At 53.2% G+C, this 23354-nt stretch carries 21 protein-coding genes; 18 read left to right on the top strand and 3 right to left on the bottom strand.

Annotation, left to right across the window (positions count from 1 at the left end):
• Nucleotides 1-28: 28 nt before the first annotated feature.
• From dxs to D0B88_RS02435, 3 genes are all read right to left on the bottom strand, one after another.
• Nucleotides 29-1939, bottom strand: a complete 1911-nt coding sequence (gene dxs, locus D0B88_RS02445) for a 1-deoxy-D-xylulose-5-phosphate synthase (RefSeq protein ID WP_151054760.1) — start codon at nucleotides 1937-1939, stop codon at nucleotides 29-31.
• A 65-nt stretch (nucleotides 1940-2004) separates the two neighbouring features.
• Nucleotides 2005-2892: a polyprenyl synthetase family protein gene (locus D0B88_RS02440; RefSeq protein ID WP_151054758.1), complete on the bottom strand. Its 888-nt coding sequence runs from the start codon at nucleotides 2890-2892 to the stop codon at nucleotides 2005-2007.
• On the bottom strand, nucleotides 2892-3137 hold the full coding sequence (locus D0B88_RS02435) for an exodeoxyribonuclease VII small subunit (protein WP_151054756.1): 246 nt from the start codon (nucleotides 3135-3137) through the stop codon (nucleotides 2892-2894). Before D0B88_RS02435 ends, D0B88_RS02440 begins: the two co-directional genes overlap by 1 nt.
• A 549-nt stretch (nucleotides 3138-3686) precedes the next feature.
• Between D0B88_RS02435 and gspC the strand changes: the two genes are divergently transcribed.
• The 18 genes from gspC (at nucleotide 3687) to D0B88_RS18975 (ending at nucleotide 23343) form a co-directional block, all read left to right on the top strand.
• Nucleotides 3687-4691: a type II secretion system protein GspC gene (gene gspC / locus D0B88_RS02430; RefSeq protein ID WP_151054754.1), complete on the top strand. Its 1005-nt coding sequence runs from the start codon at nucleotides 3687-3689 to the stop codon at nucleotides 4689-4691.
• A gap of 7 nt (nucleotides 4692-4698) precedes the next feature.
• Complete coding sequence (gspD, locus tag D0B88_RS02425; RefSeq protein WP_151054752.1) at nucleotides 4699-6756, top strand: type II secretion system secretin GspD; 2058 nt, start codon at nucleotides 4699-4701, stop codon at nucleotides 6754-6756.
• Nucleotides 6756-8294 carry a type II secretion system ATPase GspE gene (gene gspE / locus D0B88_RS02420; protein ID WP_151054750.1) on the top strand — a complete coding sequence of 513 codons (1539 nt, stop codon included), beginning with the start codon at nucleotides 6756-6758 and terminating at the stop codon, nucleotides 8292-8294. The genes gspD and gspE overlap by 1 nt, the downstream gene beginning before the upstream one ends.
• A 10-nt stretch (nucleotides 8295-8304) precedes the next feature.
• Nucleotides 8305-9540 carry a type II secretion system inner membrane protein GspF gene (gene gspF, locus D0B88_RS02415; RefSeq protein ID WP_151054748.1) on the top strand — a complete coding sequence of 412 codons (1236 nt, stop codon included), beginning with the start codon at nucleotides 8305-8307 and terminating at the stop codon, nucleotides 9538-9540.
• A 43-nt stretch (nucleotides 9541-9583) separates the two neighbouring features.
• On the top strand, nucleotides 9584-10045 hold the full coding sequence (gene gspG, locus D0B88_RS02410; protein ID WP_151054746.1) for a type II secretion system major pseudopilin GspG: 462 nt from the start codon (nucleotides 9584-9586) through the stop codon (nucleotides 10043-10045).
• Between the two features lie 27 nt (nucleotides 10046-10072).
• Nucleotides 10073-10645, top strand: a complete 573-nt coding sequence (locus D0B88_RS02405; RefSeq protein ID WP_151054744.1) for a prepilin-type N-terminal cleavage/methylation domain-containing protein — start codon at nucleotides 10073-10075, stop codon at nucleotides 10643-10645.
• Complete coding sequence (gene gspI / locus D0B88_RS02400) at nucleotides 10642-11124, top strand: type II secretion system minor pseudopilin GspI (RefSeq protein WP_151054742.1); 483 nt, start codon at nucleotides 10642-10644, stop codon at nucleotides 11122-11124. Before D0B88_RS02405 ends, gspI begins: the two co-directional genes overlap by 4 nt.
• Nucleotides 11102-11803, top strand: a complete 702-nt coding sequence (gspJ, locus tag D0B88_RS02395) for a type II secretion system minor pseudopilin GspJ (RefSeq protein WP_151054740.1) — start codon at nucleotides 11102-11104, stop codon at nucleotides 11801-11803. The genes gspI and gspJ overlap by 23 nt, the downstream gene beginning before the upstream one ends.
• Entirely contained in the window at nucleotides 11772-12929 is a 1158-nt protein-coding gene (gene gspK, locus D0B88_RS02390; RefSeq protein WP_225318501.1) for a type II secretion system minor pseudopilin GspK, read from the top strand. The genes gspJ and gspK overlap by 32 nt, the downstream gene beginning before the upstream one ends.
• 45 nt (nucleotides 12930-12974) lie before the next feature.
• Nucleotides 12975-14246 (top strand): type II secretion system protein GspL, encoded by a 1272-nt coding sequence (gene gspL / locus D0B88_RS02385; protein WP_040391135.1) that lies wholly within the window; start codon nucleotides 12975-12977, stop codon nucleotides 14244-14246.
• 9 nt (nucleotides 14247-14255) lie between these two features.
• Nucleotides 14256-14732, top strand: a complete 477-nt coding sequence (gene gspM, locus D0B88_RS02380; RefSeq protein ID WP_007639665.1) for a type II secretion system protein GspM — start codon at nucleotides 14256-14258, stop codon at nucleotides 14730-14732.
• A gap of 61 nt (nucleotides 14733-14793) precedes the next feature.
• Nucleotides 14794-15588 carry a type II secretion system protein N gene (locus tag D0B88_RS02375; protein WP_007639674.1) on the top strand — a complete coding sequence of 265 codons (795 nt, stop codon included), beginning with the start codon at nucleotides 14794-14796 and terminating at the stop codon, nucleotides 15586-15588.
• 14 nt (nucleotides 15589-15602) lie between these two features.
• Nucleotides 15603-16580 carry an FAD:protein FMN transferase gene (locus tag D0B88_RS02370; protein WP_151054738.1) on the top strand — a complete coding sequence of 326 codons (978 nt, stop codon included), beginning with the start codon at nucleotides 15603-15605 and terminating at the stop codon, nucleotides 16578-16580.
• Between the two features lie 319 nt (nucleotides 16581-16899).
• Nucleotides 16900-17448, top strand: a complete 549-nt coding sequence (locus tag D0B88_RS02365) for an AraC family transcriptional regulator (RefSeq protein ID WP_225318500.1) — start codon at nucleotides 16900-16902, stop codon at nucleotides 17446-17448.
• Nucleotides 17448-19394, top strand: coding sequence for a hypothetical protein (locus tag D0B88_RS02360; RefSeq protein WP_225318499.1), 1947 nt, complete (start codon nucleotides 17448-17450; stop codon nucleotides 19392-19394). Before D0B88_RS02365 ends, D0B88_RS02360 begins: the two co-directional genes overlap by 1 nt.
• Entirely contained in the window at nucleotides 19391-22255 is a 2865-nt protein-coding gene (locus D0B88_RS02355) for a tetratricopeptide repeat protein (RefSeq protein WP_191966498.1), read from the top strand. Before D0B88_RS02360 ends, D0B88_RS02355 begins: the two co-directional genes overlap by 4 nt.
• The gene (locus D0B88_RS02350; protein ID WP_151054736.1) at nucleotides 22242-22982 is read left to right on the top strand and encodes a tetratricopeptide repeat protein; all 741 of its coding nucleotides are present in this window, start codon (nucleotides 22242-22244) and stop codon (nucleotides 22980-22982) included. Before D0B88_RS02355 ends, D0B88_RS02350 begins: the two co-directional genes overlap by 14 nt.
• Complete coding sequence (locus D0B88_RS18975) at nucleotides 22975-23343, top strand: hypothetical protein (RefSeq protein ID WP_007639689.1); 369 nt, start codon at nucleotides 22975-22977, stop codon at nucleotides 23341-23343. Before D0B88_RS02350 ends, D0B88_RS18975 begins: the two co-directional genes overlap by 8 nt.
• Nucleotides 23344-23354: the final 11 nt, after the last annotated feature.

The raw sequence follows: 23354 nt of genomic DNA, 5'->3' as shown, positions 1-23354 counted from the left end.
GTAATGCTTGGCAGCCTCACTATCGAGTTTAGTGTGCTATGGATCTGGCGTCGCTTGTTGTTGCCTTCAGGCGCAAACTAATACGCTCGGCGATGGATTTGGCGTCCAGCCCCTGGCTTGCCAGCTGCTGTTTCTGGCTGGCGTGTTCAACAAATTCATCGCCAAAACCGAGCTGTAAGGTCGGGCAAATCAGGCCGATATGATTTAAATGTTCGGTCACGGCACTGCCTGCACCGCCAGCAATCGTATTCTCTTCCAGGGTCACCAGCAATTGATGTGAGCCCGCCAGCTGCTCCACTAATTGTGCATCCAGCGGTTTCACAAAACGCATATCCACCAGGGTGTAATTATGCTGCTCGGCGACTTGTTGGGCGGTAGCCAGCAGCGGCCCAAAACAGAGCAGGGCGACTTGTTTACCCTCGCGTTTGATAACCCCTTTGCCGATGGGCAGGGCGGTCATGGTTTTTTCTATCGCTGTGCCCGGGCCTGTTCCGCGCGGGTAGCGCACAGCGGCGGGGCCTTGGTAGTGGTAGGCGGTGTAAAGCAGCTGGCGGCACTCATTTTCGTCGCTCGGTGCGGCAATCACCATATTGGGAATACAGCGCAGGAAGCTGATATCAAAACTGCCGGCGTGGGTGGGGCCGTCTTCGCCGACCAAACCCGCGCGGTCGATGGCAAAGGTGACGTCCAGATTCTGCAGGGCGACGTCGTGTACCAACTGGTCGTAGGCGCGCTGTAAAAAGGTGGAGTAGATCGCCACTACCGGCTTCTGGCCTTCACAGGCCATGCCTGCTGCCAGTGTCACCGCGTGTTGCTCGGCGATGGCTACATCGTAAAAGCGCTCGGGGAAGTGGGCGGCAAATTCCACCATGCCTGACCCTTCACACATGGCGGGGGTGATGCCAATTAGCTTGTCATCCTGCGCCGCCATATCGCACAGCCAGCGGCCAAATACGTCCTGATATTTCACTTTTTTGGGGGCATCCACCGCACCCAGTTCGGCTTTTTTGGGCTCGATTTTGTTGAGCGCGTGATAGCCCACCGGGTCCAGCTCCGCTGGCTCAAAACCTTTGCCTTTCTGGGTGATGATGTGCAGCAGTTTTGGGCCTTTGATCTCGCGCAGGTTGCTTAGGCAGCGCACTAAATCGCCCAGATCGTGGCCGTTGATGGGGCCGACATAGTTAAAACCCATCTCTTCAAACAAGGTGCCGGGCGACATAAAACCCTTGAAGTGCTCCTCGGTGCGGCGCGCAAACTCCCAGGCGGGTGGGATTATGCCCAGCACCTGTTTGCTGCCTTCGCGCAGGGAGTTGTAAAACTTGCTCGCCCAGATTTTGGACAGGTAAGTGGAAAAGCCGCCCACATTGGGGGAGATGGACATGTTGTTGTCATTGAGTACCACTAACATATCGGTCTCAGTGTGCGCGGCGTGGTTCAGCGCTTCAAATGCCATACCGGCAGTCATGGCGCCATCGCCGATAATCGCTGCCACTTTGCGTTCAATACCTGCCATTTTGGCGCCAATCGCCATGCCTTGGGCGGCGCTGATGGAGGTGCTGGAGTGGCCGACCCCAAAGGTATCGAACTCGCTCTCTTCGCGCTTGGGGAAACCGGACAGGCCGCTGCCCTGACGAATAGTGCCCATGCGCTCGCGGCGCGAGGTCAGGATTTTGTGTGGATAGGTCTGGTGGCCCACATCCCACACTAGGCGGTCGTTCGGGGTTTGATAGACGTAATGCAGTGCGATAGTGAGTTCTACCACACCGAGGCCAGCGCCAAAGTGACCGCCGGTCTGGCCGACGCTGTAGAGCAAAAAGGCGCGCAGTTCTTCTGCCAGTTGCGGCAGCTGCTTTTCGCTCAGGGCGCGCAGCTCAGTGGGGCTGTCGATGCTATCGAGCAGTGGCGTGAGCGGGCGGGAGGTGGGTATCTCGTTATGCATTCGCGGTCATCAGTCTGGTTATCAGGTGGCAGTCGGCCATTGTAGGCAGCTTGGCAGAGGCTTGGCTAGTTCGACCTTTCTACTATATAGCGCGCCAGTTGGCGCAAATGGACGGCGCTGTCACCAAAATCCAGCAGTGCGGCCTGCGCCTGCTGATGTAATTCAGCAGCTTTGGCTTTGGCACTATCCAGTCCCAGTAGTGATACGTAAGTCGGCTTGTTGCGAGCTATATCGGCCCCTTGCTGTTTGCCCAGGGTGGCGGTGTCGGCAGTGACATCGAGAATATCGTCTTGCACCTGAAAGGCCAGGCCGATAGCGGCGGCGTAGTTATCGAGCGCCGCCAGTTGTGCCGCGCTGGCACCGGCGCTGAGTGCGCCCATCGCAACGGCGGCGCGGATTAGCGCGCCGGTTTTGTGATTGTGCATGGTTTCCAGCTGCGCGAGGCTGAGCTGGTGATCTACGGCGGCTAAATCAATCGCTTGGCCCAGCACCATGCCCCCGGCGCCCGAGCCTGCGGCCAGTTGGCGCACCAGCTGGATCTGGGTGTTGGCGGGTAATTCGGTTTGGGTAAGCAGGTCAAAAGCCAAGGTCTGCAGGCCGTCGCCCGCGAGAATGGCGCTGGCCTCGGTAAAGGCGATATGGCAGGTGGGTTTGCCGCGGCGCAGATCGTCATCGTCCATGGCGGGCAGGTCGTCGTGCACCAGACTGTAGGAGTGCAGGCACTCCAGAGCACAGGCGACGGGATCGATCAGGGGCAGCTCGATACTGGGGTTTATCGCCAGTGCCGAGGCGTAGGCAAGGATCGGGCGCACCCGCTTGCCGCCATTAAACAGGCTGTAGCGCATGGCAGCGCGCAGTTGGGTTGGGTCGCTACCGGCAGGGAAATACTGATCAAGGGCGCTATCAACCCGCAGGCGACAGGCGCTGGCAAAGCTATTGAAATCCGTGTCCATCAGGCCTCGCCTTCATCGCGATCAAAGGCTTCCAAGCGGATATTGCCCTGTTGTTCAATCAGTAAGGTGACCTGTTGTTCAGCGGCGGCGAGGCGGGTTTGACACTCGCGGGTCAGGGCTATGCCGGTTTCAAACGCCTGCAGCGATTCTTCCAATGTCATATCGCCCTGCTCCATACGCGCCACCAGGCTTTCGAGCGTGGCGAGCGATTGCTCAAAGTCGATGCTTTTTTTCTTGGGCGGCATGTGTTTCTCTCGCAGGTTATTGGCTGGCGGCGGCGGATTATAAACCTGCTGTCACAAAACTGCAGGCGTTTTGACTGGCAGGCGTGTGCGATATCTCCTACAAAACTTGCAGAGCTTAGCCACTATAAACTGACGCCTCATTCATCAATAATGACGGTCATTGGAGTTTGTCGCAGGATGCGACAGTCGCAAGGAGTTGAATGGAATAGAGCATCCCGTATTGCCAAGGTATGGCCTTCATCCTGTAAAAGCCCTGATTGCCCCCTTAAGCAGTCGGGGTTTTTCGTTTTCACCCTTCATTTTTGTGCCCTGTGTCGCATATTCTCGCTCGCCTGCAACTTCCTTTGTGATTCATTATCCAATTAAGGCCAAAAAGGCTTATCGCGCCATGTTTTACGGGCTTGTAGGACTATTTCGCTTTTGTAATATGGATGGAGTAGAATCCCGTGGCTTTGATAATCATAACGCACTAAGCTTTTGATACGACTGACAATTGCCATTCCCAACTCATTCCTGTCGTCAGCCAGCGTGAAGGACTCAGTCATACCCATGCAAGATAGATTGCAATCGAACAGAGCTGTTTTTGAGCAGCGCACTGCCCAGTTGGAAGTTCAGCTGCGCCGTTTCTTTGCGCTTTTAAACCGCATCCCCCTGCAGCGCTGGCAATGGCTGGTTATGCTGTTATTAGTCATTTGGTTAAGCCACAGCCTTGCGCGCTTGCTGTGGCTGGTAGTGCCAGCACCCGAAATTCCTCCTGCCAGTGTGTCCCTGCTTGCGACCCAAGCGGATACAGGTTCTACGACCACCGAAGCAGTCAATATTACCCAATTAAAATCCCTTGCCCCTTTCGGTGATGTAGCCGCTGCACCGCCCGTAGAACAGGCGCCAGCAGTGGTGAGCGACATAGAAGCCAGCAGCGATACCCAGCTTAACCTGGTGTTGCGCGGGGTGATTGGCAGCAGTACCGAATCGGCGGCGCGTGCGATTATTGTGGCGGGCGATAAAGCCGATGTTTACGCCGTAGGTGATACCTTGCCCGTGGGTAACAAGGTCACCCTCGCCAAGGTGTTGGATGTGCGCGTGATTATCAACAACAACGGCAGCTTTGAATCGCTGTGGATGTTCAAAGATGATCCCAATGCTCCTAAATTAACCAGCAGTTATTCGGCGCCACCAGCGCAAGATAACAGTGCAGCCAACTTCCAGCCGCCGTCACTTACTGGTGATAAAAGCCCGGTATACGATTCGCCGTCGGCAGCGGCTGAGCCTTCAATGGCGCAGGTGACCAAAACCCTGGCGGATGTGGTGGCGATGAGTATTTACCGCGAGGGCGGTCAGGTGGTGGGTTATAAAATTCGCCCCGGACGCAATGCGGAGCTCTTTGATGCCTTGGGCTTGCAGGCTGACGATATAGTGACGGCTGTCAATGGGGTGCCGCTCAGCGCGCCAGGCAAGGTTATGGAAATATATAAAAGTATGGGTAGTGCCACCTCAGCGAATCTCGAAATCAGACGCGGTGGCAGTACAGTTAACCTAGACGTAATGCTCAAGTGAGGTTTTTGTGATCCGGTTTCATGGTCGTGACAATAACAAGATCATCTTTCGCAAAGCAGTGGGGCGCCTGCTGCTTGCGGCGTTGATCAGCGTGAGTGGCACCTCACTAGCCCAGGTACAGGCAGTTGAGGGTCAGGGTGAAATGCGCTGGTCGGTCAACTTTAACGATACCGATATTCAGGATGTGATCAAATCCATCGCGGGCTTGACCGGTAAAACCATCATCATTGACCCCAAGGTACGCGGTCCAATCAAGGTGATAAATACCCGTCCACTGAATGCCAAAGAGTTGTATGAGCTCTTCCTTGCCTCATTGGATGTGCATGGTTTTACCGCAGTGGAGAGTGGCAATATTGTGCGTGTGGTAATGAACCGCGATGCCCGCCAGTTTGCTATACCCACCGAAAATAGCATTAAAGATCGCGATGACCTGTATATCACCCAGGTGATTCCGCTGAAAAATACCAGCGCCGCCAAAATTCTCGCCGCATTGCGCCCGCTGGTGCCGCAATACGGTCACCTCACCACCTATGAACCGAGCAACGCGCTGATTATTACCGATACCCGTGCCAATGCGGCGCGTATCAGCGAGTTGGTTGTACAGCTCGATAAAATCGGCATTACCCATACTGATGTCATTCCGCTGCGCTACGCCAATGCGGCTGATGTAGTGGCGATGCTCACCCAGCTGGAAAAACCCGATCCCAACCGCGGTATGACTACCGCACCACCGGTAATTGTTGCCGATAAGCGCACCAATGCCGTTGTTGTGAGTGGTGATGACCTAACCCGTCAGCGTCTCAAGTTTTTGATCGATGACCTGGATCGTCCGCAATCCAAAAGTAGCAATGTTCGTGTCTTCTACCTGAAATATGCCAAGGCGGAAGATGTGGCCAAGGTGCTCTCAGGGATGTTGCAAAGTTTAGGTCAGGGCAAGCAAGCGGAGGGTGCTCCCGCTAACGCTGCCCAACCTGCGGTGCAGGCCGATGAAGCAACCAATTCGGTGCTGATCACTGCTGATGTCGACACAATGGACACCTTGTTGTCCATTGTGGATAGCCTGGATATCCGTCGTGCCCAAGTCTTAGTGGAGGCAATCATTGTTGAGCTATCCAGCGGGAATGATAAAGAGCTGGGTATTGAATGGATGTACCGTAACGATGATGCTGGTTTTGGTGGTTCTACCAATAGTGGTGCGTTGGCCTCGGTAGGGGCTGCGGCGTTTGATATTGAAGAAAACGGCTCTTCCGGAGACTCATTGGTTCAATTGGCCGCCGGTGTGGCAGGTATTCCCGGTCAGCTGTTTGGTGTTGGTCGTTTGGGGGGTAAAACTGACTTCTTGGCTGTATTGAAAATGCTGCAGACCGACGACTCGAGCAACATTCTTTCAACACCGAATTTACTGACTACCGACAACACCGAAGCCTCCATTCTGGTGGGCGAACAGGTTCCTTTCAGAACCGGCTCCTATTCTGGTTTGGGTAACACGGGCACCACGGGAAATACTGGTTTCAGCAGTCCCTTTAATACTATCAACCGCGAAGATGTGGGTATCAAATTACAAGTCACTCCGCATATCAATGAAGGTGATAGCGTGGTACTGGATATTGAACAGGAAATTTCCAGTGTGGTGCGTAATACCGAAGATGGCCCCGTCACCAGTAAACGCGAAGTAAAAACCCAAATCCTGTCGGCTGATGGCCAAACCGTGGTACTGGGTGGTTTGATTAAAGATGATGTTTTGGTCTCTAACAGTCGTGTGCCGGTATTGGGCAGCATTCCGGTTCTCGGGCATTTATTCCGCAGCCAGACCTCCAAAAAAGTAAAAACTAACCTGTTGATTTTCATTCGCCCAACCATTATTCGCGATGATCGCGTATTAACCGGCGCGACTGCCGAGAAGTATCAAGCGATTCGTGAAAAGCAAATTGATACTCGTCGCAACAAAGGCTTGTTGCTGAATAATAGCGACATTCCAGTCTTGCCCGAATGGGAAGAACAGATTGAACGCTATCGCCAATCACTACCTGCAGAAGCCGATTCCACTGAGGCTACAGGGGAGTGATGGTGAACGAGCACTTAGAACAAGCGCTGCCGCTGGATGAGCAGGCCATAGTTCCTGAGCCTGCCGTTTATGAGCGCCTACCTTTCGGTTATGCGTCTGCCCACGGCGTCATGCTTGATGAGACTGAGGCCGATGGTCTGCCGCGAGTCCTGCACAAACCGGGCTTGACCCTGGAAGTATTGCTGGAACTGCAGCGCATTTTGGGGCCAGCCCTGCAATTTGAAGAATTGCCCGCCGAAGATTTCCAAAAGCGTTTGACCCGCGAATACCAAAGCGGAGATGGCGCCGCCCAGCGCGCCGCTGAGGACTTGGGCAATGAGTTTGATTTGTCATCCATGGCCGACGACTTGGCCGACCGCACTGACTTGCTCGCAGGCGATGATGACGCGCCAATTATCCGTCTAATAAACGCCATCCTCTCGCAAGCGGTGCGTGAAGGCGCTTCCGATATCCACCTTGAACCCTTTGAAGACCGGGTATCTGTGCGCTTTCGTATCGATGGGGTATTGACCGAAGTGCTCTCACCCAAAGCCGAATTGGCACCGGTACTGGTATCGCGCTTGAAGGTAATGGCGCGCCTCGATATCGCCGAAAAACGTCTGCCGCAGGATGGTCGTATCACCGTGCGCCTCGCCGGTCACGCGGTGGATATCCGGGTATCGACAATCCCTTCTGCTTTTGGTGAGCGCATCGTATTGCGTCTGCTCGATCAGGCCGCTGGCCAGTTGCGCCTAGAGCAGCTGCAAATGCCGCAACTGGTCTATGAGCGCCTCACCAAAAACTTGCTCAAACCCCACGGTATTATTCTGGTAACCGGCCCTACCGGTTCGGGGAAAACCACTACGCTCTATGCGGGCTTGAGCCACATCAATACCCGCAGTCGCAACATTTTGACAATTGAAGATCCGGTCGAATATTTGTTGCCAGGTATCGGCCAAACCCAGGTGAATACCAAGGTCGATATGACTTTTGCCCGCGGTCTGCGCGCCATATTGCGGCAAGACCCAGACGTGGTGATGGTGGGGGAAATTCGCGACGGCGAAACCGCTGAAATTGCAATTCAGGCATCCTTGACCGGTCACTTGGTGCTGTCGACCCTGCACACCAATACCGCCATCGGTGCGGTGTTGCGGTTGAAAGACATGGGTGTTGAACCCTTCCTGCTCGCATCGAGCTTGGAAGTGGTGATGGCACAGCGTTTGGTGCGTGTGCTCTGTTCACACTGTAAAGAAACCTACCTGCCGAGTGATGCGGAGCGCGATATGCTCAAGCTGCCGGCGGACACCTCTATCTGGCGTCCGGCGCCGAGTGGTTGTAAGCATTGCAACCATCAAGGCTATCGTGGCCGTAAAGGTATTTATGAGCTGATTGAAATCAGCGAGCGCCTGCGTCACCTGATTCACGAACAAGCTGGCGAGCAGGAGCTATTGGCCGAGGCGCGTAAACACAGTCCATCCATGAGCGACGATGGCCGTCAGTGTGTCCTTAATGGCATCACCAGCATTGAAGAAGTGCTGCGTGTGACGACACAACTGTAAGGACGCAAACATGGGTGCCTACAGTTACAAAGCGCTGAACGATGAGGGTAAAACCGTTAAGGGGATTCTCGAAGGGGATTCCGAACGGCATATCCGCACGCAATTGCGCGCTAAAAAGCTCAAACCCTTGGAAGTGCTCAGTGCGGGCAATGAGGCCCAAGCCACTGCCGGTGACGGGTTGGATGTTGCAGCCTGGTCGCGCCGTCGCGCCAGTCGCTTGAGTACACGCGAATTAAGTCTTATCACCCGCCAGTTGGCCTCATTAGTTAAGTCTGGTCTGCCGCTCGATGAAGCCCTGCATGCCACCGCCAAACAATCGCAAAAAGCCAATGTAAAACGGGTAGTGTTGCAGGTACGCACCAAAGTGCTGGAGGGGTTTAGCTTGGCGCAGGCTCTGGGCGATAACCCGGTGGCATTTAACGATATGTATCGCGCACTGGTGCGTGCCGGTGAAGGCTCAGGCTATTTAAGCCCGGTATTGGAGCGGTTGGCGGATTACACCCAAACCAGTCAGCAGCTGCAGCAGCGGATCAAAATGGCAATGATCTACCCGATTGTAATGCTGGTGGTCAGTCTCGCCGTGATCATCGCGCTGATGGTGCTGGTAGTACCCAAGCTGGTTAAAATTTTTGAGCAGGGCAAACGCGAGTTACCCGCCTTGACTGAGGGCCTTATCGCCACCAGTGAGTTTTTGCTGAACTACGGTGTTTATTTGTTTGTCGCTCTGATCGGGCTCTATTTCTTCATTAAACACCTGATGCGCGACCCTAAACGCTTGCGTGCCTGGCACGTGGTGCAATTGAAGTTGCCGGTAATTGGTGAGTTGGTGAAGCAGATCAACTCGGCGCGTTTTGCCGCCACTTTGAGTTTGTTATCGGCCAGTGGCGTGCCGCTGTTGCAGGCACTCAATATTTCCGGCCAGGTGATGACCAATAAAATTCTGCAAGAGGCCTGCGACCAAGTTGCCGCTGCGGTGCGCGAGGGCATGAGTTTAAGCCGTGCATTGGAAAATACGGGCCATTTTCCACCCTTGCTGGTGCAATTAGTGGCCAGTGGCGAAACCAACGGCACCTTACCGCAACAACTGGACAACGCCTCCAAAGATCAGGAGCGCGAGCTGGAAATGATGCTGGGGGTCGCCATGGGCTTATTGGAACCGGCCACGATTATTTTTATGGGTGGGGCTGTGTGCGTCATTGTATTAGCGATCCTCACCCCGATTTTTGAAATGACCAAACTGGGTTAATACCCGGTGATACTAACAACAAGCGATATTCCAGGAGTGTTATATGAATAAAGTAATGCAACCAATGGCCATGAAAAACCGGATGCGCCAAGCGGGTTTTACGCTGGTGGAAATCATGGTGGTGGTAATTATTATCGGCTTGCTAGCCGGTATTGTGGTACCCAACGTGATGGACAACCTGGATAAGGCCAACGTACAGAAAGCCCGCGCCGATTTTAGTTCGCTGCAGACCGCGCTCAAGCTCTACCGCATCGACAACTTTAACTTCCCGACCACCGAGCAAGGGTTGGAAGCGCTGGTCACCAAGACGTCTATCGCCCCGGTGCCGCGCAACTTTAAGTCCAGTGGATATATCGATTCGCTGTCAAAAGACCCTTGGGGCAATGACTACCAATACATGAGCCCGGCAGATGGTCGCGAATACGACATTTATAGCTTGGGCGCAGACGGCGTGACGGGTGGTGAAGGCCAAAATGCCGACATTAGTGTATGGGATGAGCAGTAACCACCGCGCGCCCCGGATCTGACAATTGTGAGCCGCCACGAGCAGGGTTTTACCCTTATCGAAATTATTTTTGTCGTCTTTATTATCGGCATGGCGGTAAGTGTGATTTCTATATCCGTGGGCGGGAATGCGCTAGCCGAGCGCAGTAAAAAAGAGGCGGAAACGTTTTTGCTGCAGGCCGGTTATGTCGCTGAGCAATCAGTGCTCAAAGGCGAAACTCACGGCCTGTTTGTAGAGCTGCGCGCCCCACAGGATATTGATGCCCTGGCGCAGTGGTGTTATCAGTGGCAGCGGGTGCGCGACAGTCAGTGGCAGGCCGTACCTGAGTTGTCCCAGCACTGTCTTGATGAAGGTTTGGTGCTCGAGTTTTATATCGATGAAGAGCTGTGGGAATACGACCCCGAGCTTGAATACCAGGAACCGGTACTGGGTTTTTTTCCCAGTGGCGACGCCTCTGGTGTGGTTGAAATCAGTTTGTTTGTCGATCAACTGCAAGGCGATGGCGACGAAGAAACCCAGCGTTTTGAACTGGATATCAGCGGTGAATTGCGCTGGATCAATGAAGAAAAACGCCTGGAAGAGGAGTCTCGTGGGCGATGAAATCTTCTGTTACGCGTATTTTTCGCACTCGTCAGGAGCGCGGGTTTACCCTGCTGGAGGCGATGATTGCGCTGATGATTGTGGCTATGGCGCTGCCTGCATTAATCACGCTGGTGATGACCCAGTTGGATGGCTCCGCCGCGATCCGCGATAAAACCTACGCCTATTGGGTGGCAGAAAATGAACTTGCCCGCGTGCGCCTGCTGCAACAGCAAAAAGCGAAAAAGGCACTAGCGAGTTACCAATTGCCCGAAAAAGATTCCGGTGTGGTTGATTTGGCTGGCCTGCGCTGGCAATGGCAGTTAACCACCCTCGCGCTGGATACCTTGCCCGTGCAGGGCTTTAAACGGGTTGAAATTGCGGTGCGTTTGATGGGGCCTGCCGATGGTGTTTCGCTCGGTTCTGCCATGGTGGATCAGGATCAACCAGCGCTGGCGCGCTTGACGGGGTATATCAGTGATCCTGAAATTGTGCAGTAAACATCGCCCTTTGGCGCAGCGCGGTTTTACCCTGCTCGAAGTGATGATCGCACTGGTTATTTCGGCGCTGATTGCGGTAATGGCGTTTCAGTCGCTGGATGCGGCGGATAAAGGTGCCCAGCGCACCAATGAAGTATTGGATGAAATTAATCGTCTCGATCGCGCTTGGCAGATTATTGCTGCCGATTTGCGCCATGTGCAAATGCCGCTGGCCAATGATCAAAATGCGCTGTTTCAAGGCGAGAGCCTGCGCTCCTCCGGTGAAAATGCCGATCAGCCAGTGCTGTTTTTCAAGCGGCGCGGTTGGGTCAATTTTGCCAACTTGCCGCGCAGCGATTTACAGCTAATCAGTTACCGTGTGGTGGAGGGCAAGTTGTGGCGCGATTTTATGCCCGAATACAACCGCGCATTGGCAGATATCGAGATGGAAGACGATGCCTTTCATCAGTTGTTGCTGAATGACGTCGATGATCTGCAGCTGCGTTTTTTGCATCAGGGGATCATCACCTCCAAGGGCAAAAGTGCGCTCGAAGGGCGCGAATATGCGGACGATTGGCTACAGCAGTGGCCAGATAGCAGTTTACAAAATGCCGGCGGCTTGCCGTTGGCGGTAGAAATTACTATCGATATCAAAGGAGTAGGGCCCAGTGTGCGTCTCTTTGCCCTGCCAGAACAATAATCGCGCCGCGTGGCGCACGTTGATTGGTATGCGGCGCACTCTTGTTGATGGGCAGCGCGGCACCGTGTTGGTGCTGGTATTGTTGATTGTGGCGCTGGTGGCGGCGCTGAGTGTGAAATTTGCTGCCCAATACCAACTGGGTTTGGCGCGTGCCGAATCGCGTTGGCATGGTGCCCAGGCGCGGGCCTTTTTGGAGGGGACGGAAGAGGTCGCCAAGCTGATGTTCAGTGTCGCCGATAACGACCCCAATATTGATTTTCTCGGCGAAGACTGGAACGCTCAAGTACCGATTGAAGACGATGGGGTGAGTGGGGTTGCGCAGCTGGTGGATGCGAGCGCACAGTTCAATTTAAATGATTTGCTGACGCCGCTGGTGGCGGACAAGCCCATCGGCGATGCCGAGCGCTACTCGGAACCGCAGCGCCGTTTTATCCGCTTGTTGCAGACTTTTCCCGATCTGCCACTCAATCAGAATGAAGCCGAGTACCTGCTCGAAGCGGTGCTGGATTGGATTGATGGCGACGACATCGAAGCGGGCATGGGCGGTGCCGAGTCCAATTATTATCAAGGGTTGAAAAACGGTTATCTGCCTGCCAATGCACCCTTTAAGTCGGTCGATGAGTTGCGGCTGGTGCGCGGTTTTAACGAACTGCCGCAGCTGGTTATGCGTTTGCAGCCGTTTATCACCGCCCTGCCGGGTGACAAGGTGGGCATGAATGTGAACACCATCGAGGCGATCAGCCCGTTTGGGGATGGCATCAACAACTTGTTGTTGACGCTTAATGACGCCAATAATTTGGAGCCATTGAACCCCTCAGAGGCGGAGCAATTTATTGCTGATCGCCCCGAAACCGGTTTTGCCGAGCCTGGGGTTATCAGTGAAAGCTGGAGCAAGTTGTTTTCCGGTCGCAACCTGGTACTGGATGGGCTGACGGTAAAAACCGATTACTTTTGGCTCAATGCAACGGTGCAGTTGGTGGATCAGCGCCGCAGTATGCGCACCCTCATGCAGCGCGGTGAAAATAATAGCCTTAAGGCCATCCAGCGCGATGATGTGTTTGAGTTGCCCAGCTCGGTGCGCAATGAGCGGGACAAAAACAGTGACAAGACCGAGTTGGTCGATTAAGTCGCAATCCATAATCCGTTTTTGAATGCAGAGTTAGAGCAAATTATGTCCATGCAATTGGTGCTCTCCGTAAATACTTCCGACGACGGCAAAAGCCTCGCGGATAGCTTTCGTTGGTGTTGGCTTGCGGCCGACGGTACGCCAGCGAATGATTCTGTGGCCAGTGGCGATCGCGAGGCGCTGCGTGCAGCGGTTAGCAGTCAGGTAGTAAGCCCGCTCAGTACCTGGGTGATATTGCCCGGTAGTCGCGTCAATACCCGCCAACTTGAATACAGCGATAAAGAAAAGAAACATCTGCGCAACCTCCTGCCGTTCCAACTGGAGGATTCGGTGGTGGGCGATGTGGAAGACTTGCACTTTGCGCTGGGCACACCTGCCGATGGCAAAGTGGTTGTCGCCTATGCCGATAAAACCTGGCTGCAAGCGGCCTTTGCCGAACTGGCGGCGCTGGGGATTGAAGTTACCCGTTGCTGGAGTGCACCGCTAACCCAACCGCTGGCATTGGATGCAATCACCCAGCCCGGCAATCATTGGACTTTGGGGTTGTTTGAAGGCCAGCTGCATTTACGCTACCTGCCGACCATGGGTTTTAGTGTCGCCTATGCCCAGGGCCGCCTTGCATTACAGATGTTGCTTGCCGATCAGGTGCGCGGTGAGCAATTACCTGCGCTGCACTTGCGCGCGGCCAGTGAGCAGGATCTGGCCGCATTGGTGGAGATGATTCCCGCCGGTTTGCATGAGCAAATTGCCAGCCAAAGCCTTGCGGACCCCTGGGCATTGGATTTTAGCAATAGCTCTATCGACCTCTGCCAAGGGGATTTCTCCCAGCGTTTGCCCATTGAGCGCTGGTGGAAGTTGTGGCGCTCTATCGCTATTTTTGCCGGTGTTTGTGTGGCGGTTTACTTGGGCACCCTGCTGTATGAAATCCATAAATTGGGCGCCGAGAATTTGAAAATTCGTCAGCAAATCGAAGCTGCCGCGCGCATCGCTATTCCGCAAGGTCGGGTAGTGGATGCGGAAAAACAGTTGGCGACTATTTTGCGTCAAAGCCAGCCAGTGGGGCAGTCAACCAGTGTGATGGCGCTACTTGCGGTAGCTCTGCCGCAAATCGCCGAGGCTCCCACCGTCACTATCAAAGGGATTTCCTATGCGGGTGATACGGGTGAATTGAACATCAATATTCAGGCCGATACTTTTGGGGCCTTTGAAACCTTGAGCCAAAAAATTCGCGACCAGGGGCTTAATGCCGAAGTATTGAGTGCCAATGCCCAAGGCAATGTGCAATCGGCACGCCTCAAAGTCAGTAAAAATCCCTAGGGGCTTGTGATGAACCAGATATTTACCCTGCTCAATAAATACAACCGCCGCGAGCAAATGATGCTGCTGGCCTGTGCGTTGGCGGTAGCTGTCTATCTGCTGTGGCTGGTAGTGCTGACACCCATCCAGAACAAGCGCGATCAACTGCTGGCGGCTAATACAGCCTCTACCCAGGCCTTGGGTAAGGTGCAAATCATGGCGGCGCAAATCCAGCAAATGCGCAGTCAGGGCAATACTGCGAGCTCGGCCAATATCAGTGGGGTGATAGATTCATCGCTGCGCGCCAACGGCCTGAGCATGAGCGGTTTCAACCCCGGTGCCAATGGTGAAGTGCGGGTGCGGCTGGAGCGTGCACCCTATGACGCGCTGATGCAATGGCTGTATGAAATGGAGTTTAAGCAGGGGATTAGCGTGAGTGAACTATCTATTGCCGCAACTAATGATGTCGGTCAGGTCACTGTCAATCTGCGCCTGCAAAAACTTTGAGCCCTGCAGCGCTGCGCTTGATGCCAGCGCTAGTTGCCTGCCACCTACTTAAAAGATAATTATGAGCCGTATAACTGCACTGCTGCTGTCGCGTAAAAAACTGTGGATTCCCCTGGGGGTTACGCTTTTTCTGGTCTTTGCGATTGCCAATATTCCGGCCATCTGGGGTGGCTATTTCCTCACCCGTGGTACCGGTTTGGCGCTCAGTGGTGTGACGGGCACCCTGTGGGATGGACGCGCCAGCCTCGCCAGCCTGCGCACACCTACAAGGGAGTATTCGCTTGGACAGTTGAGCTGGAAATTACAGCCCCTGTCGCTGTTGCTGTTATCGCCCTGCGCCAAGGTGACTACCCGCTTGCCGCAACAAGAGTTTGATGGCGAAATTTGTGCGACCGCGAGCGGCACCTTGCAGCTGCGCAATGCGGACATCTTGGTGCCAGCGGCACTGGTACAAACCTACTTGCCCATTCCGATTCAGGGTCAGTTTTCCTCCCATATCGATCAACTGCAATTGCGTGGCAACGTATTGCAAGCACTCAAGGGCAAGCTGACCTGGAATGGCGCCCGGGTGAATACAGGCTCTAATTGGTTGGATATTGGGAGTTACGCGGCTGAGTTGTCCGACAATGGCAACAACGGTATCAAAGCCCAATTTTTCCAACTGGCCGGGCCGATGGATGTGAATTTGGCTGTCGAGCTAACAGCGCCCAGTGGTGGGCGGATCAATGGTGAAGTGGCCGCGCCCAAGGCCTTTTTTGAGTCGGCCAATGCAATCGATATGCTCGCCATGTTTGCACAGGAAGACCGGGTTGATGAACAGGGTAAAACCCATTATCGCGTTGATCTGAACCTCTGATACTGGCGGTGGCTATGCGTTTCCTCTGTATTCCACTGCTGCTGCTCTTGGCTTCAAGTGTCCAGGCCAAATGGCACAGCGATGCACAGGATGTCATGGGTACCCGTGTCAGCCTCACATTCTGGCTGGAGGATGACGCCAAAGCCGCAATTGCGTTGGCGGCGGTAATGGCGGAAATGCACCGCATCGACCAGCATTTTAGCCCCTACATAGCATCGAGCGAGTTATCGCGCGCCAATCAGCAGGCGGTACTGGCCACAGCGGATAAACCCTTGGTAATTTCGCCAGAGCTGACCCGTCTGATTGATAAATCCCTCTATTACAGCCGTCTCACCGACGGCGCGTTTGATATCACCTTCGCCTCCCTGGCGCGCTATTACGATTACCGCAAAAAGCTTACGCCGAGCGAGGCACAACGTGCTGCACTCTTACCGGCAATTAACTATCGCTTGATTCATCTGGATAAACAGCAGCGCACGCTCTGGTTTGAACATCCGCAGTTGTACATAGACTTGGGCGGCATCGCCAAAGGTTATGCGGTGGATCGCGGAATCGCTATTTTGCGCAGCCACGGGGTTATGCACGCCAGCCTCAGCGCTGGTGGCGACAGCCGGGTACTGGGAGACAAACGTGGCCGCCCCTGGTTGGTTGGCATTAAAAATCCGCGCGCCGATGCAGTCGCGATCAGCCTGCCGCTCGACAATGTGGCGGTGTCCACCTCGGGCGATTACGAGCGCTACTTTATCGCCGACAGCGGCGAGCGCGTCCATCACATTATTAACCCGCGCACCGGTAAATCCACCTCGGGCGTCAACAGCGTGACCATTATCGGCCCACAGGGGTTTGATACCGATCCGCTCTCCACCAGTGTGTTTGTGATGGGGCCGGAAAAAGGCTTGGCATTGATCAATAAATTGCCCGGTTTTGATGCGGTAATTATCACCAGTCAGGGCAAAGTGCTGTACAGCCAAGGGCTGGAAAATCCCCAATAAAATTGCACCAGCAAGCACTTAGCATTCTGGCAAAAACGCTCTAGGCTTTCAGGTGGCGAGTTGTTGTACAACCTGCGCGCAAATTGTTAGTTGGCGACATAAAACGTAACTCGTGGATTAAAAAAAGAAACACGTGCAACCCAAAAAGAAATTGAGGCGCCAGATCAACTGTGCTCGGTGTCACATTCAAAAAGTGAACGGGCTTCTAGAATGTGGCGCATTTACCGGTGTTGAATCAGTTGGTCTACAAAATGCTAAGGGCTTTCTGATTGCCGGGTGACGCCTCAGCGGCCATCCATCCATTCTTCGGAGATAGACCATGTTTCACCTCTTGCGCCACAGGCTTGCTATGGCTGGGTTATTTTTATTGATGGCAATTTGGGGGCAGTTAGTCGCGGGTAATGCCTGGGCGCAATCAGCAGCGCCAGCAACGGCAGGGCAGGTTGAATCGCTGAAAGAATCGGTGCTGACGCTAAACCGCGATTTACTTATTCTCGAAGAGGAATTGCTCTACCCGGCCAGCACCCAAATTGCGGTGTATGTCTCCATGGATCTGGGCCAGTATTTCGCCTTGGATGCCATCAAACTTGAAATCAACAATCAGTTAGTGGCAAGTGAGCTCTACACCGACAAACAAACCAACGCGCTGTTTCGCGGCGGGGTGCAGCGGTTGTATATCGGTAATTTAAAAAGCGGCGAACACGAAATCAGCGCGTTTTTTACCGGCCGTGGTCCGCAGCAGGATTACAAACGCGGCGCCAAGATCACGATCAATAAAAATCAGGAGCCGGTGGTGTTGGAATTAAAAATTGTCGACTCCACTGCACAGTTGCAACCTGAATTTTCAATCAAACAATGGCAGATGTAATGCGTCTGCTCCGCTGTCGATTACTGGCTCTGTTGGTATCGCCGTTGCTTGCAACGGCGTTTTCCGTAGCGGCCGAGGAAAAGCCTAAAACTGCCGTAGCCGATTTGCGCTACGGCGTCGCACTTTTTCACTACTACCAACAGGATTACGTCAATGCCATCGCCGAATTAATGGTGGCAGATGCGCGCAACGGCATTCAGGGGCACAGCGATAATCCGGAGTTAATTGCCGGCGGCATCAGTCTCGCCTTCGGTATGCAAAATCACGCTGAATCGGTTTTCAGTCAAATCCTGCAGGACGAACGCCGCCCCCAATCAGTGCGCGATGCCGCTTGGTTTTATCTCGGCAAACTCTATTACACACGCGGCGATTGGGCCGCTGCCGAGCAAAGTTTTAATCGTGTCAGTGCCGATTTCAAACCAGCATTGCGCGCCCAACTGCAAGCTTTGCAAATCAATATTCGCATCCGTGACAAGCGCTACGCTGAACTCACGCCCAAAACCGTTGAGCAGAGTGAACTGCGTGGCTGGAATCCTTACGCACTGTATAACCTGGGTGCAGCGCATGCGCGCGAAGGTAATTTTACCCAGGCACAACTATTTTTTAATGCGCTGGCGGATATTGATATAGCCAAAGACCCGCGCACCCGCGCGACCCAGTGGGCACTGCAAGACAAATCCTCCACAGCGCTTGGTTATTCTTATCTCGCGGAAAAAAAATACGCGGCGGCGATTCGTGAATTTACCAAAGTGCGGCTCGATGGCATTTATGCCAATCAAGCGCTGCTGGGTTATGGCTGGGCCGCCGTGGCGCAAGAAGAGTACACCACCGCATTACAGCCCTGGCAATTATTGCGTTCGCGCAGTTTGATTTATCCCGCGGTGCAGGAATCGCTGCTCGCTTTACCTTTTGCCTACGAAAAATTAAATGCGCAGGGCGAAGCCGTCGCTGCTTATGAACTGGCGGAAGAATTATTAGCGCGTGAAATTCAATTAATTCGCGATATGCGCGCAACGCTAACAGAAGGTGAATTGCTCACTTTAATCGATGCCAAACCCATGGCCGCGGAAGAGGCGCGCAAGGCGTTGCAAAACGATGAGGAAGGGCAAGGACTCTCGGCAGTAATTGCTGATGATGGGCAAAACTGGTTGAAGCTCGATGGCACCAGCATTATCAAAACCCGCTCCGCGTACATGAGCGAATTATTTGCACAAACCCGTTTTCAAACGGCGGTTTTGGAGTTGCGCGATTTATTGCGTTTACAGCGCTTGTTGCAAAACTGGCAGCCAAAACTGATTGCTTATCGTGAACTGTTGTTGGAAAAACAAGCGCTACGCGGTCGCCAAGAGCAACAGCTAACCCAATCTGCTTTTGCGCTGCAGGCGCAACAGTTACAGCAGCGCCGCGATCAATTTGCCACACGTTTGCAGCAAATTATTGCAGCGGATGACTATCTCGCGTTGGCCGACGCCGATACCCGTGCACTGCAGGAGCGTGTTACCCGCGCCGGACAAACCATCGCGCGCATGCAAGCGGCAGGGCAACAAACCGATGAGCTGGCGCAGCGCCAAAAAATGTTTGCCGGAATTTTGTTGTGGCGAGCCGCGCAGCATTATCCTATCGCCCTGGCGGAGCAGCAGCGGGAACTTGCACAAATAGATAGCGCACTGGCGAGCGTGATCAAAACCCAAATCCATATCGATGAGATCACCGCCACCAGTTTGGATATCCAACCGGTATTGGCGCGCCTGCAAACGTTGCAGCAGGAAACAGCAACCCAGTTGCACGCCACCGAACAATTAATCGCGCAGCAAACCCGCGTATTGCGCGAGCAGGTGGATCAACAATTGGCGAGCCATGAAAAACGTTTGAAAAGTTATTTGTCGCAAGCGCATCTTGCGGTCGCGCGTTTGTATGACGCGGAATTGCGGAGACAACCGGAATGAAGCGACTGCTTGGATTAATAATTATCGCTGGCATGCAACTGCAGGGTTGTAGCTACGTTGGCTTGGGCGATGATGGGCGCGGTAAAACCCTGGCCGATTTACCGGAAGCAAAATTGCCTGATAGCAAAGCAAAAGTTGCAGTATTGGATGTGGCGCGTATTGAACAAAGTTATCAACGCGCGCTGTCAGTTGCCGATGACCCCAAACTGCGACAGCAAATTTTGGTGCGCCTGGCTGATTTGGAAATGGCGCGCAGTGAAAAGGCTCAGCTCGATGCTACCGACATGCGCCGCTTTTACGACAAGCCGGTCGCTATGTACAGCGAGCTACTTAAATTGCAAAGTGAAGGCGCGCAACCGGTTAATGGTATTGCCGCTGATCAATTGCGTTACAAGCTTGCCAAAGCCTTATCGTTGGATGGTCGTAATGACGAAGCGGCGCAAGTGCTTGATCAACTGGCTAATAACAATCCCGATTCCGGTTTTATGGCAGAAACTCAATTTCGGCGCGCGGAAAAATCGTTTGCCGATGGCGACTATGCCGCGGCTGAACGCAATTATGCGGCGGTGGTGAATGGTAGCAACCCCGAGCTAAAACAAAATGCACTTTATATGCGCGGTTGGGCGCAATTTAAACGCAGCGATTACGATCTGGCGCTCTTGTCATTTGCGCAGGTATTGGATCAACTATTGGGCAGCGCTGCCAACCCGGAACAAGTGGACGCAGTGCTTGGGGACATTGGTGCTTCCAAAGCGAATTTGGTGAAAGATACTTTACGCGTGATGGGGTTATCGCTGTCGTATCTTGAAGGTGCAAAATCCATCGTTAGTTTGCAAACTGAATTAGGTGGTCGCCGTCCCTATGAATATTTGTTGTACCAACAATTAGGTCAGTTATATCTCGAACAAAAACGTTTTACCGACAGTGCCGAAACCTATCAGCATTTTGTGCAACACAATCCCGATTCCGATTTTGCCCCCAGCTTTAGTATTAAAGTGATTGATGTTTATCAGGAAGGCGATTTCCCCAGTTTAATCCTGCCCGCAAAACAGGATTTTGTAGAACGGTATGGCATCAGCAGTTTTTATTGGACTAGCCGCAAAGGTGTGATAGGCAATAATTCACTTGCCTATTTGCATCAATCATTACAGGAATTGGCGCAGTTTGAACACGCGCAAGCACAAGCCTTAAAACCCAAAAATAATAGCGACGCCATGCGCGCGTTTGCGCGTGCGGCAAAATGGTATCGCGAGTTTGTGCAAACCTTTGCCAAGGATGCACAAGTAGCAGAGATGACGTTTTTACTCGCCGAATGTTTAAATGAAGCGGGCGATTTGCCGGCAGCGATGGAAGCTTATGAGCAGGTTGCCTACGGTTATATGGATAAACTGCGCGGCGCCGATGCCGGTTATGCAGCGATTTTATTGCCGCAACAATTAATTCAATCGGCGCGCAGTTTGCCGGATAACCGTCAGGAAGAATGGCAGCGTCGCAAAATTCAAAATGCATTAAATTTTGCCGATGTGTACAAAACTGATCCACGCGCAGTCGTCGTCTTGGCGGAAGCCGCCAATGATTTGTTGCAACAGAATAGTTATGAAGACGCCAAACTGATTGCCGAGCGCGTAATCCAGTGGCAGCCGGCAGCTGAGGGTTCGCTGCTGTTTTCAAGCTGGCTGATTCTCGGCCACAGCCGTTTTGAAACCAAAGAATATGCCGCCGCTGAACAGGCCTACATGCAAGTGTTAAACCTCTTGCCTGCCTACGGTAAAAAACCGGGCGCACCCAGTGTGCAACAAGTGCAAGAGCGCATTGCCGCAAGTATTTATCAGCAAGCTGAAGCCAGCTTGACCTTTGGCGATAAAGATTCTGCCATCGCACAATTAATGCGCATCACCCAACTCACACCCAATACCGAGATTGCAGCCAAAGCGCAGTACGATGCTGGTGTGTATTTAATTGAGCAGGAAAAATGGGCGCAGGCTGAAAATGTTTATTTGGGCTTCCGCAAAAAATATCCCAGTCATTCGCTAACCGCTACCTTACCTGCCAAGATGGTGCTGATTTATCAAAATCAAAATAAATGGCAACAAGCAGCGGATGAATTGGTGGTCATGGAGCGCACCAGCACCGATCCGGATGTTAAACGCCAGTCGCTCTATATGGGGGCCGAGCTGTATGAAAAATCCGGCAAGCGCGCGCAGGCGATTGAACAGTACCGTCGTTATGCAACCGAATACCCGCGCCCCTTGGCGAACAATTTAGAAGCGCAATTTAAATTGACCGAGTTGTATCGCGCCTCGGGTGAACGCGATAAACGTAATTATTGGCTGCAAAATATTATTAATAGCCATCAGCGTGCCGGCAGTGCCAAAACCGATCGCTCCACGTATCTGGCGGCCAGTGCACAAGCAGAATTAGCGCAGCCAGCTTACGATGAATTCTCGCGTATCCAACTCACCTTGCCACTTAAAAACAGTTTGCAGCGCAAACGCGCGGCCTTGGAAAAAGCACTCAAAGCGCAGGAACAAGTGCTGGGTTATGGCGTGGCTGAATTCACTACTGAGGCCAGTTTTAAAATCGGTGAAATTTATGCGCAGCTCAGCCGCGATTTAATGGCCTCACAGCGCCCCAAAGAATTGGATGAATTGGCCTTGGAACAATACGAAATTTTGCTGGAAGAGCAGGCTTATCCCTTCGAAGAGAAAGCGATTGAAATTCATCAAGCCAATGCGCAGCGCAGTTGGAAAGGCACTTATGACAATGGTGTTAAACGCAGTTTTGATGCGCTCGCTAAACTGTTGCCCGCACGCTACAACAAAAGTGAAACCCGCGTGGAGGTGAGTAATGATATTCACTAAATACGCAGGCACATGGTTATTAATCGCCGTGGCAAGTTTATTGGTGGCCTGCTCTAACACTGCACCAAAAAAATCTAGCGGTGGAAAAAGTAAATCTGCTGCAGAGGAGTCTATCGCCGCGCCTGGTGCGAGTATTTTGCCGGCGGGCCCCGCTACGCCGAATCCTTATTTGCAAAACAAACCCTCGGTGAGTCGTGAAATCAACCAACAATTTGCCGATGCCACGCGCGCCATGCGCAACAAACAGTGGGCACAGGCAGAGGGCTTGCTGCAAAAAATTATCACCGCTAACCCAAAGCTGTCGGGCGCGCATTTGAATTTGGGGTTGGTGTATCGCGCGCAACAGGAAAACAAACGTGCAGCCCAGGCATTCAGCGATGCAATCGCCGCCAACCATACAAACCTGGATGCCTACAATCAGTTGGCAATCCTGCAGCGCGAGTCAGGGGATTTTGCGGCAGCAGAGAGCAATTACAAAAAAGCATTGAGCGTTTGGCCTTATCACGCCGAGAGCCATAAAAATATCGCCATACTTTACGATTTGTACCTGGGTAAAAGCGCGGAAGCACTACCGCACTATGAGGCCTATTTAGAATTGATCGGCGGTGAGGATAAACAAGCCAAAAGTTGGATTGCTGATTTGCAGCGTCGCCTGGGTATTACCGCTAAACCGAAAGCTGCGGTGGAGGCTGCTCCGGCAGCGGTTGAGGGTGAGAGCAATGAATAAATTATTTCTCGCGTTAGTGATGTGTTGGTCTTTTGCGACAATCGCGCAAGAGGCTGTTCAAGAGCCAATTGATCAGGAGCAAGCAGTTCCAGAACAAACGTCGCCGCAACAGCCAACAGAAAATACGGCGCCGAGAAATTCTGCAGCTATCGGTGAGGCGAATATTAATTTGCGCACCACCGTCACCGGTAATCAGGAACAGCCGCGAGTGATGTATATTCTGCCCTGGCAATCACCGCTCAGCCCCGAATTGGAAATGGAAATGTTGGGTAGCGAAGCAGATTCAGTGTTTGGACATTTGGAACGCGATGAATTACAGCGTCATTTGGAAGCAGCGGGCGAGTTTGACGCTGCGCAATAATCAATTCATTT

The sequence above is a fragment of the Cellvibrio sp. KY-YJ-3 genome, from assembly GCF_008806955.1.
In the GTDB taxonomy this organism is placed as follows: domain Bacteria; phylum Pseudomonadota; class Gammaproteobacteria; order Pseudomonadales; family Cellvibrionaceae; genus Cellvibrio.
This window is presented reverse-complemented; position numbering and strand designations above follow the sequence as displayed.